The organism is Endomicrobium proavitum (assembly GCF_001027545.1).
Taxonomy (GTDB): Bacteria; Elusimicrobiota; Endomicrobiia; order Endomicrobiales; family Endomicrobiaceae; genus Endomicrobium; species Endomicrobium proavitum.
In genome coordinates this window covers 1,171,460-1,182,239 of the sequence record NZ_CP009498.1, presented here as the reverse complement: position 1 = coordinate 1,182,239, position 10,780 = coordinate 1,171,460, and the positions used below count along the sequence as shown (strand labels likewise).

The window sequence follows — 10,780 nt, the reverse complement described above, 5'->3', positions numbered from 1 at the left end:
GGTAAAATGTTTTTTTCATTATATCTTATTAACCGCAAATTTTCACTAAAAATAAAAAACCGGCTTTCGCAAAACTGCAAGCGAAAGCCGGTTTTATAAAAGAAAAATTTTAGCCTTTATGCAAGGCGTTGCGTTTTACTATATACTTCCAGTGAAACGCAATTGCCGGAACAAGAAAAAATGAAACGACGGCTATTTTGAAAAATGCAAACGCTCCCAAAAATGAAAGATAAATATACTTTGGCGCTATAGGAAACAATCTCTGCGTCCAAGCCACAAGCGGGTCTCTTACCAATAAATAAGTTATAAAGCTTGCCCACAACAAAATAAAACCGATTACAAAACTTTTCAGAAAAACGTTTCTCCAGTCTTTGACGTTGTTTATAGTCATTTTTTGTCTCCTTGAAACAACTTAACTGCGACAGAAGTATAGCTAAAAGTTTTAATATGCGCAAACCCTTTGTTATTTATACCAGTTGATATTTCTTGTTGCATACATCATTACCGCAAGCGCCGCAAAAAGTCCGATGGCTCCGAAAATAAGCGCCATGTCCTGTAGCTGCAACAATATATATAGGTATCCGTATAAAACCGCAAACGCTCCGGCTATTGCCGCGGTTTGTTTTAGCGTTGAAGTTTTTGCTATTGCGAATTTTGCGTAAAGCGTAATCATGCTTATTATGGCAGCCGCCGCAATAAGATAGGCAAAGCCAAACGGTATAAACTCCGAAATTGAAAGCAGCAAAATATAAAATACCGACATTGCAAAACCAACCAAAAGATATTGGAAAGGGTGTATGCTTTTCTTGCGCGTAGTTTCAAAAACAAAGCAGGCAATGAATGTAAGAATTATAAAAAGTATTCCGTATTTTGTGGCTCTTTCGGCGGCTCTGTAGCTGTCAACGGGAATTAAAAGCGAAGTTGTAAATAAAGCAGATGAAAGGTTTGCGCCGTCAAGTCTATGCGGTATTGCGCTTGCAAGATAATTTATGCGCCATGACGCGTCAAAGCCCTCGCCGTTTATTTCTTTAGTATCAGGCAAAAAATTGCCGGAGAAATTCGGGTTTGTCCACTGTGAACGTATGCGGAAATTGTTGTCTTTTGCCAAAGGTATAAAGCTTATAGCTTGGCTGCCTTTTATTGAAAACTTTATTTCAAAATTGTTTGAGCCGTTTTTTAAAGAAATTTTTGAACTGAGCGATTTTAAAATTTGAGTTTCTTCGTAATCGTTATATCTTGTGTAAGAAGATTTTGGCGAATACTCGCGAGTGTAAGGAATTCTTACCGCCAAAGGAGACGCTTTCACGGAAGGTTCAAAGTTTGCGTTTTTGCCGTTCCATAAAAATTCAGGGGTTGATATTCCTTTTAAGTCGTTAATTTCAAGCGATATAAAAGATTCCGCCGTTTTGAAATTTGCGATATCGCGGATATTTTCAAAGTTGCCTTTCATCGTTATTTCCGCAACAAATACCGGCACTTCAAAAATGCCGATGTATCTTGTCTGCGATATAATATTTACGTCAACGTTTAAATCTTGCGGAGCAAATTTTGCGTATTCTGTTTTATAGCTTACTATTTTTTCATCTTTATCTTTTACGGCAACGGTATATGGAAGGTTTAATATAGGAGCGGCAATTAAAATTTGGTCGCCCCACGCTTTTGTAATTTTTGCGGTGGCTTCGTTTTTGTATTCAAGCCTGCCTTTTATTGTGTTGCTTACAAGCGCCAAGGGTATAAGCATAAGCAAAATTAAGGCGCCTATAACCACAGCTTTCAGGATAATCATAAAATTAATTTTTTTCATTGTAAATTCTCCGTTTGAATTTGTGAATATGGTGTTATTATACTAAAATAAATATATGAAAAAACCGGAACTTTTATTACCGGCGGGTTCTCTTTTAAAATTAAAAACCGCTTTTCTTTACGGCGCGGACGCGGTATATGCCGGCGCGCCGGATATGTCTTTGCGCGCAAAATCAAAATTTCCGCTTGAAGATATAAAAGAGGGAATTAATTTTGCGCATGCGTTGGGCAAAAAAGTTTATCTTACGCTTAATTTATTTTCACATAATAAAGATGTTGAAAAACTTCCGGCTTTTGTTGAAACTGTTAAATCTCTTTCCTGCGACGGCGTAATAATTTCAGACCCCGGTATTTTTCAATACGTGCGAAAAGAAATGCCGAATATGCCGCTGCATGTTTCAACGCAGGCTAATGTGTGCTCGTGGCTTACGGTAAATTTCTGGAAAAACACCGGCGCGGCTCTTTGCGTTTTAGGCAGAGAAGTAAGTTTTAAAGAATCGCTGGAAATTAGAAAAAAATGCGAAGGCATTAAACTTGAAATTTTTGTGCACGGCGCAATGTGCGTAAGCTATTCGGGAAGGTGCTTAATGTCTGCGTTTATGGCGCAGCGCAGCGCAAACAGCGGAGCCTGCGCGCATTCCTGCAGGTGGAGGTATAAAACAAAACTTGTTATGGAAGAGGAGCTTCGCCCGGGCGAGTATCTTGAAATGCACGAGGACAACAGAGGCACATATATTTTAAATTCCAAAGATTTATGTTTAATGCCAAAACTAAATGAAATTTTAGAAGCCGGTTTTGATTCTTTCAAAATTGAAGGCAGAAATAAAACCGAATATTACGTTGCGCAAACCGCGCGCGTTTACAGAAAGGCCATAGACGATTATTTTGAAAACCCAAAAAACTGGCGGGCGGATGCATATATGCAGGAGCTTGCAACTTTGCAAAACCGCGGTTATACATTAGGTTTTTTTGACGGAATCCCCGATGATTCGGCGCAAGATTATAATGACGCCACAAGCAGAAGCGCTTGGCGCAACGCCGGCGCGGTAAAAGAAAATAAAGACGGGTTTTTAAAAATAGAAGTTAAACATAAATTGAAAAAAGGCGGCGAGATAGAATTTTTATCGCCTTTTAAGTTTGAACCGGTAAAAATAGTTTTAGATAAAATTTACGATTGTAAAAATAATTTTTTGACCGAAGAAGTAAACCCGGGCATAGCGCATCAGTCGGTAAGAATTCCGGTGGATGAAAACATTGCAAAGCTGCTGCCGGAAAATACTATTTTAAGGCTGAAAATATAAAAAAAGCCGGACGGTTGATTTAACCGTCCGGCTTTTTTTATTTTATTATTTATTAAGTCCCGGCTTTTCCTGTAATTCTTCCGCTTGCACTATTATTTGGTCTGCTGTTTTGCCGTTCAAATATTTTTTATATATTTGCAATACTTCTTCTTCTGTTTTCTCTTTTTGCCCCGCAGTTGAATTTCCTAAATCTGTCATTACCGCATAAAATATAGTTGCTATAAGCGCGCCTTCAAAAGCTTCTTTTTTTTCTTCCGGTAAAGAAGCGCGTATAGCGTTAAGAGATGTTGTAATAGATTCTATGCTTGACGCGTCAATTTTAGGTTGACCTCCGAATCCGTTTGAACATGCAAATAAAAATATTGCGCACACAGCGCACAAAAATAATTTCTTCATTTCATTATCCTTATTCTTGAAAAGCGTCTATCGGTTCGCCGTCGTTATCGTTGATAAAAATAAAACCATTGTCTTTTAATGGTTTCTTTTTTTGCGAAACTTTTTTCTTGGAAGTTTTTTTGAGTTTTACAGGAGCAGCTTTTTTTACTTTAGGCATTACTGTTCTCCTTTGGAACAACAATAGGTAAAGAAAAACTTGTGGGACGGAGAGGGAGGGATTCGAACCCCCGGTAACGTTTCCGCTACAATAGTTTTCAAGACTATCTCCTTAAACCGCTCGGACACCTCTCCATGTTACAGCTGTTAAGTTTGCAAATTATACAAATATTTGCGGTTGCGTTCAAGGATGTTTTTGCGGGGTAATTTATTTTTTGTCATTTAGTTTTAAGGCGCGCATGGAATTTAAAACGGCTATTACGGTTACGCCTACATCGCCAAAAACGGCTTCTACCATGTTGGCAATACCTGTAATTCCCAAGGCCATTATTACAACTTTTATCCCCAGCGCAAAGATTATATTTTGCCAAACTACGTTTTGTGTTTTGCGGGCAATTTTAAGAGCCGTTATTATTTTTGACGGTTCGTCGGTCATTAAAACAATGTCGGCCGCCTCAATTGCGGCGTCGCTTCCCAATGCGCCCATGGCTATGCCTATATCCGCGCCCGCCAAAACCGGCGCGTCGTTTATTCCGTCGCCAACAAAAACAATTTTGTCTTTTTTAGAACTTTCGTTTTTTATTTTGTTTAGCTTTTCAAGCTTTTGATGCGGCAATAAACCGGCGTAAAATTTATCTATGCCTATTGTTTCGGCAATTTTAAACGCGGCAGGCTGCGCGTCGCCGGTAAGCATTACTGTTTTTTTGGCATATAAGTTTTTTAAATACGAAACTGTTTCTTTTGAATCCGGCTTAATTTCGTCGGCGACGGTTATAAAACCCGCAAATTTTTTATCTATGGCAACGTAAACCGCAGATTGCGCTACGGCATGTTGGCTTGCGTCAATGCCTTCGGATTGTAAAAAATTGTAATTTCCGGCTAAAACTTCTTTGCCTGAAATATCGGCTTTTATGCCTTTGCCGGCAATTTCAGAAAAATTTTTAATTTGCAGATTGTCTATTTTTTGCGCAAAAGCTTTAACTATTGCAACAGCCGCGGGGTGGTTGGAATGGCTCTCGGCAAACGCCGCGTATTTTAAAACGGTTTCCTTATCAAAACCGTTTGCGGCAGCAACAGAGTCAACTTTAAATTTTCCTTTTGTCAGGGTGCTCGTTTTATCAAAAACAAAAGTTTGAGCGGAGTTTAAAGCTTCAAGATAGTTTGAACCTTTTATAAGAATACCGTGTTTTGACGCAGAGCCAAGCCCAGCAAAAAAAGTTAGCGGAACGGATATTACCAAAGCGCACGGGCACGAAATTATAAGAAAAATTATCGCTTTGTTAATCCACAGGTTAAAAGCTGCGTCCGCTATAAAAAGCGGCGGGACAACAGCTATACATAAAGCTAAAAAAACTACCGCCGGCGTATAGTATTTTGCAAATTTTGATATAAACTTTTCGGAAACAGATTTTTTATGAGTTGCGTTTTCAACAAGATCTAAAATTTTTGAAACCGTAGATTGCGAGAAAATTTTTGTAACTTTTACGGTAAGAAATCCGTTTTTATTTACAGACCCTGATAGAACCTGCGAGCCTTCGCAAACGTCCTGCAAAATTGATTCTCCCGTCAGAGAAGAAGCGTCTATTGATGCGCTGCCGTTTGTTACCGTGCCGTCCAAAGGAATTTTTTCGCCGGCTTTTACTATTATTAAATTGCCTATAGAAACGTCTTCAGGCGAAACTTTTATAACTCCGTTTTGCGTTTGTAAATTTGCAAAATCCGGACGCATATCCATTAAACTTGAAATAGAGTTTTTAGATTTTGAAACGGCTTTGTCTTCAAAAAACATTCCTATGCGGTAAAAAAGCATAACCGCTACGGACTCTTCGTAATATCCGGTGGATATTGCGGCTATTGTCGCAACGCACATTAAAAAGTTTTCATCAAAAATTTCTCCGTGCAAAATATTTTTGAAAGAAGATATAAGCACGTTGCGGCCTATAATAGTGTATGCGGATAGAAATAAAACTAAAGAAATTTTTTCAGGCATGGCAAAAATAAACGCAGCGGCAAATAAAAAAACTCCTATTATCGTAAGCGCCAAATCTATTTTTTTAGAATGTTTGCTTTCTTTTTCTTTTGAACAATGGCAGCCGCTTTCGCAGCAGGCGTTATTGTTATTCATATGTTTTCTCCGTTATTCGTTAATATGGTTAAAGCCTTCGTTAAATATTTTTTGTATGTGCTCGTCGCAGGGGCAGTAAAAAACTATTTTTCCTTCTTTTCTGTATTTCACAAGTCGCGCTTGCTTTAAAATTCTTAACTGATGAGAAATAGAACTTTTTGTCATATTTAACAGCGCGGCTAAATCGCAAACGCACATTTCGTTTGCAACTAAAGCGCAAAGTATTTTTATTCTTGTGGAATCGCCGAAAATTTTAAAAAATTCGGCCAAGTCGTAAAGTTTTTCTTCTCGCGGCATTGCGCGTTTTACTTTAGTTACCGTATGTTTATGTATTACCTTGCAGTCGCAAATTAAAGCGTCTTTAGATTTAGCCATAGCGCGCTCCTTTGTATTTATAGTTGAACAATTATTCAACTATAATTATAAAAAAATAACAATTGTTTGTCAAATAGATAAAAATTTCCGGCGTTTTAAAGAAATTAAATATGTAAGGGCAAAACAAACCGCGGCAAAAATTATCAATGTTACCGCCGGAAAAACTGCGTATTTAACGCTTATGTCGCCCAAAATAAAAAGCCGAAGTTCGTTAAAAGCATATGTTGAGGGAAAAATATACGACGCAATTTTTAAAGTCCACGGCAGCGCGTGGTGAGGCCATATAACCCCGGAAAGCATTGTCGTAGGAAGCGAGTAAAACATTAAAACCGCCATAGACATTTCGGGCGATTTAAAAAATATTGAAATAAGCATTGCAAAGCATGAAACCGCTACGGTAAAAGCCGCAGATATTACAAACAAACCGGTAAGCGAAGACGCATACATGGCGTCCATGGGCAGGAAAATAAAAATATTTATAATGTTTAGCGCCAAGCCAAGTAAAATATACGGCAGACACTTTCCTAAAAATGCAATTGTAAAACTTTTTCCGGCGGTTTCGTATAGCTCTTTGGTTGTATCTTTTTTCTTTTCAACGGTAACGCTTGTGCATATTGCCACAATTAATATTTGCTGCAAAACTATAAACATAAGGCACGGCAGCAAAAAGTCGGAATAATTCATTTCGGGGTTATATATATGTCTGATATCGGCCGACAGCGGAACAAACGCCGCGCTTGCCGCTTTGTATGAATAGCCTTTGTCTGTAAGTATTTTTACAAATTCTTTTTTTGGAAACTCAAGCGAAAGCAGCGAGAATTTTCTTAACGCCGTGCTTGCCGCTAAAAAATTGGTTCCGGTTGCCGCGGCGTAAATAGGAACACTTTTTCCTTTTTTTAAGTTTGCGTCAAAACCTTTGGGAATAAAATAGAAAGCGTTTATATTATCTGAAAAAATTTGCGACAAAGCTTCGTTTGGCGAAGAATATACATGCGCTATTTTTAATTCCGGCGACGCGTCCGCGTAGCGCAGAAACTTTCTTGAAACGCTTGTGTGGTCGGAATTAATAGCTGCAATGTTTATGTCTAAGGCTCTTTGCTTTGCGTAAAGTCCGCAAAAAAGCAGAGCGTAAAAAATAGGCGCGGCTATACATATTAAAAGCATATCAGGAGTTAAAAATATTTTTTTAAATTCGCGCGTAACAACGTTTTTTAGAGATTTAAAGTTCATTTAAAATTCCCGTTTTATTAATTCTGAAATTTACAATTGCCCACGCTGCGGCAAAAAATAATACGCCCAAAATTAAAAGCTGTAAAACATAAGGGTAAAAAAATTCTATGCCTAAATTTTCCTGATATATTTTTTTAAAAGCCTTTAGAAACGAAGTGAGAGGAATAATTTGCACAAACGTTCTTATTGGCGCAGGCATAAGTTCAAGCGGCCAAGTGTAACCTGAAAGCAGAAATGCGGGGGCAGAAATAAGCAGGCAGCCCTTGAGAGTGTTAAAACGGGTTTTTAAAATTGCCGCAAGCAATAGCCCTAAAGAAATTGCGGCAAACGCAAATACTGCGCTTACAAGCATTGCCGCGCCGGCCGAATAGGCTATAGGAATTTGGAAAATTTTAAAAAGTATTTCATAGAGAATGAAAAAATGAATGCATCCTATAAAAATATAAAATAAAGTTTTACCTATAAGCGCTTTAAAAATACTTTTTCTTGTTACGGCAAGCATTGATCTTAAAGTTTTAAAATCAAATTCGGAAGCTAATGTAAGCCCTCCGAAAAGAATTAGAAGCTGTTGTATAACGGAAAGCCAAAGCCCTGGGGTAAGATACAAGTTGTAGTTTAACGCCGGATTAAAAAGTTTTGCGGTTTCAGGTTTTATCTGCTGTATAAGCTCCCGCGATTGTTTTGAAGAAAACCCTCTTTTTGTAAGAGTCTTATATTTTATGCCTGCGCTGACAACGGCTATAATTGTTGTGATATCGGCGTCTATAAGATTTGCGCTTATGTAGTTTGAAGAGTTTATGAAAATTATCACTTTCTGAGGTTTTTGTTTTTTAATATTTTTTTGCAACTCTCTTGGTATATAAATACCCATGAATACTTTTTGGCGGTCAAACAAATCTTTAAGTTCAGCGGTATTTGCAACTCTGTATTTAATTTCCATTTCCGGCGAGGAATTTATGTAGCGAATAATGTTTTTAGATATCTTGGAATTATCATTGTCTATTACCGCCACCGGCATTTTGTTTAATTCTTGCGAAATATAAACGCCGCCGAGAAATAAAAAATCAGCAACTGGAAACGCCAGCAGCGCAAAAATCAGCAGCTTGTTTGAAAAAATATATTTAGTTTCGCGGATAATTATTTTGTAAATTCGTCGCATAGTTTTTCAAGACATACAAAATGACATATAGATATGTCGCTTTTTACTTTGCCGTAAACGTTGCTGTCATTGCGGGCCTTAAGTTTTCTATTTTTTCATCCGGAGTTAAACGTACTTCAAAAGTTTTTAAATCGTAGTCGCCTTGACGGGCGGTTGGTTTCCACGACGCGAAAGTTCCGAGAGCTGAAATGTATGTTACTTTCATTGCGTATTTTTTATCCAGCGCCGGCACGGTAACTTCAAAAGTTTTGCCTTTTATAATATTTTTTAAATCGTCTTCTCTTATATTAAAAACAGCCCACATGTTTTGCGTATTCATAATTGTAAGAATAGGGTAACCCGTAGATACAAGTTCTCCCGGGTTGGATATAATCTGAATAACTTCTCCGTCTATGGGAGCGGTTAACGTAAGTTCCGCGTAGTAAGCCATAACTTCGTCTTTTTGCCCGCGTACCGCTTGAACTTTTTGTTTTGCGGCGTTGTATTTATAAGTTATTTCGTCAAACTGTTGTTTTGCTATAACTTTTTGTGCGTATAAATTTTTCATTCTATTGTAAGTTTTTTCCGCAAGGTCGTATTGGTCTTGGGCTTCCTGTAAAGCCGCGTTGACGGTTTTAAGTTTTGCGTCAAGCTCTTTGCCTTCAAGGCGCGCAAGAATTTGCCCTTTTTTAACGCTTTCTCCCTCGGAAACAAAAACTTCGGCAAGCCTTCCGGGAACTTTTGCGCCTACGTCAATTTCGGAAGCGTCAATTTCTCCGATTTGCGTTTTTGACTTTTGGGAACATGCCGCAACGGAAAAAATCATAGCTGCCGCAATAAATAATTTTAAAAATTTCATACTATTTTCCTCCGAGTTCTTGTTGAGACATAGAACATATATTTAAAAGATTTGCAAAAGCGCAGTTGTAATCGTAAACGGCTTTTGCGCGGTCTATTTTAATTTTTGTAAGAACAAGTTGGGCGTCCACAACTTCAAGAGAGGTTGCCATGCCTTCTTGAAAAGACGCGTTGTAAAGTTTCAAATTTTCCTGCGCTAATTTTTCGTCGGACGCAAGAGCGTCGTATTCGTCTTTGGCGCTTTGAAGCTGCGAAGAGTATTTTTTAACCGCGGCAAAAATCAGGTTTTGAACGCTTTGTATCTGCGCGTCAACCGCGTCAAGTTCCGAATTTACGGATTTTATTTCGTAAACGTCGCTTCCTCCGCCGAAAACATTTAAGGATGCGGTTATGCCCACAGTCCATTCCGGTTCCGCCGCTGTAAGTTTATCCTGAAGAATTTGATATTGCCCTACTGCGGCAACGTTAGGCAGAAGGTTTCCAACGGCCGCTTTGCGCTTTTGGCGAAGCATGTCTTTTTTAGCGTTTAGAAGTTTTAAAGACGCGTTGTTTACGCGCGCTTTTTCAACGTAAAAGTTTTCATTATTTTTATTTTCAAGCATTGCCATGGGGGAAGTGAGATTGTATTGTTTAACTTCGCTGTCGCCCAAAGTGTTTGCAAAAAGAATTTGAGCAAGCTCTTTGTCGGAAGCGGATTTTTGTTTTTCTTTTTTAGCCTGTGACAACGCAACTTCCGCGCGCAGCAAATTAGTTTTTGAAATTACGCCGCTTTTATAAAGTTTCTGCGCGTTTGACACATGACGCTCTATGCTTGATTGAAGTTCCTGTCTTATCTTTAAAACGTCTTCCGCAAGTTTAACTCTGTAATAATCTTCAACAACCGACGTAACGGCGGAATTTTTGGCGTTTTCAAAATTTATTTCGCTTATTTTGCGTTCAATGTTTTTTACGCTTGCATTAGCTGAAATTTTAAACCCTGTAAATATAGGCTGCACCGCCGTAGCCATAACGCGCACAAAAGTATCGTCAAGAAGTTTGCGTTCAAACGAAGGCATTTGGCTTTCAAGATTTTGTTTGAAAATTGCGGGAGCTGCGCCGCCTGCTCCGGCGTACGATGCAACGCTTGCCTCAATTATTGCCGAGCGCACGTCGTTTAAATCAAGCATTACGAGATCTTTTAATTTTACGCCTGCCGCAACTATATCTATGCGCGGAAGATATTTGCCTTTTGCCGCTGTCGCCGCGTAAGACGCGCTTTGCGCGTTCTCTTTTGCCTCGGCAACGCCCGGGTTGTTTTGCAGCGCTGCGTTTACAGCCTGATTTAAACTTAAGTCTTGGGCGTTTGCCGCGCAAACCGCAATAAGAAATGTTAAAAAAGTTAAAATCTTTTTCATGTTT

Annotated in this window: 11 protein-coding genes and 1 tRNA gene; 1 reads left to right on the top strand and 11 read right to left on the bottom strand. The window is 38.6% G+C overall.

All coding sequences use genetic code 11. The features are described 5' to 3' along the window. Positions 1-109: 109 nt before the first annotated feature. Together Epro_RS05105 and creD are read right to left on the bottom strand one after the other, a co-directional pair. Positions 110-391: a hypothetical protein gene (locus Epro_RS05105; protein ID WP_052570919.1), complete on the bottom strand. Its 282-nt coding sequence runs from the start codon at positions 389-391 to the stop codon at positions 110-112. Between the two features lie 72 nt (positions 392-463). After that, positions 464-1,804 (bottom strand): cell envelope integrity protein CreD, encoded by a 1,341-nt coding sequence (creD, locus tag Epro_RS05100; RefSeq protein WP_052570918.1) that lies wholly within the window; start codon positions 1,802-1,804, stop codon positions 464-466. Positions 1,805-1,859: 55 nt separating this feature from the next. Here creD and Epro_RS05095 point away from each other — a divergent pair, with 55 nt between their 5' ends. Then, complete coding sequence (locus Epro_RS05095; RefSeq protein ID WP_052570917.1) at positions 1,860-3,104, top strand: peptidase U32 family protein; 1,245 nt, start codon at positions 1,860-1,862, stop codon at positions 3,102-3,104. Between the two features lie 45 nt (positions 3,105-3,149). Here the strand turns inward: Epro_RS05095 and Epro_RS05090 are convergent, their stop codons facing one another. The 9 genes from Epro_RS05090 to Epro_RS05055 form a co-directional block, all read right to left on the bottom strand. Then, complete coding sequence (locus Epro_RS05090) at positions 3,150-3,500, bottom strand: DUF6694 family lipoprotein (protein ID WP_052570916.1); 351 nt, start codon at positions 3,498-3,500, stop codon at positions 3,150-3,152. Positions 3,501-3,510: 10 nt separating this feature from the next. Next, positions 3,511-3,657 (bottom strand): hypothetical protein, encoded by a 147-nt coding sequence (locus Epro_RS07115; RefSeq protein ID WP_158409022.1) that lies wholly within the window; start codon positions 3,655-3,657, stop codon positions 3,511-3,513. Between the two features lie 47 nt (positions 3,658-3,704). Next, positions 3,705-3,791, bottom strand: a tRNA-Ser gene (locus Epro_RS05085). 73 nt (positions 3,792-3,864) lie between these two features. Then, positions 3,865-5,781, bottom strand: a complete 1,917-nt coding sequence (locus tag Epro_RS05080) for a heavy metal translocating P-type ATPase (RefSeq protein ID WP_052570915.1) — start codon at positions 5,779-5,781, stop codon at positions 3,865-3,867. A 12-nt stretch (positions 5,782-5,793) separates the two neighbouring features. Further along, positions 5,794-6,156: an ArsR/SmtB family transcription factor gene (locus Epro_RS05075; protein WP_052570914.1), complete on the bottom strand. Its 363-nt coding sequence runs from the start codon at positions 6,154-6,156 to the stop codon at positions 5,794-5,796. 69 nt (positions 6,157-6,225) lie between these two features. Continuing rightward, positions 6,226-7,386, bottom strand: a complete 1,161-nt coding sequence (locus tag Epro_RS05070) for an ABC transporter permease (protein ID WP_052570913.1) — start codon at positions 7,384-7,386, stop codon at positions 6,226-6,228. Next, positions 7,376-8,545 carry an ABC transporter permease gene (locus Epro_RS05065; protein ID WP_052570912.1) on the bottom strand — a complete coding sequence of 390 codons (1,170 nt, stop codon included), beginning with the start codon at positions 8,543-8,545 and terminating at the stop codon, positions 7,376-7,378. Before Epro_RS05065 ends, Epro_RS05070 begins: the two co-directional genes overlap by 11 nt. Positions 8,546-8,588: 43 nt before the next feature. Then, positions 8,589-9,383 (bottom strand): HlyD family secretion protein, encoded by a 795-nt coding sequence (locus Epro_RS05060; RefSeq protein ID WP_052570911.1) that lies wholly within the window; start codon positions 9,381-9,383, stop codon positions 8,589-8,591. 1 nt (position 9,384) lies between these two features. Next, entirely contained in the window at positions 9,385-10,776 is a 1,392-nt protein-coding gene (locus Epro_RS05055; protein WP_052570910.1) for a TolC family protein, read from the bottom strand. Between the last annotated feature and the right edge of the window lie 4 nt (positions 10,777-10,780).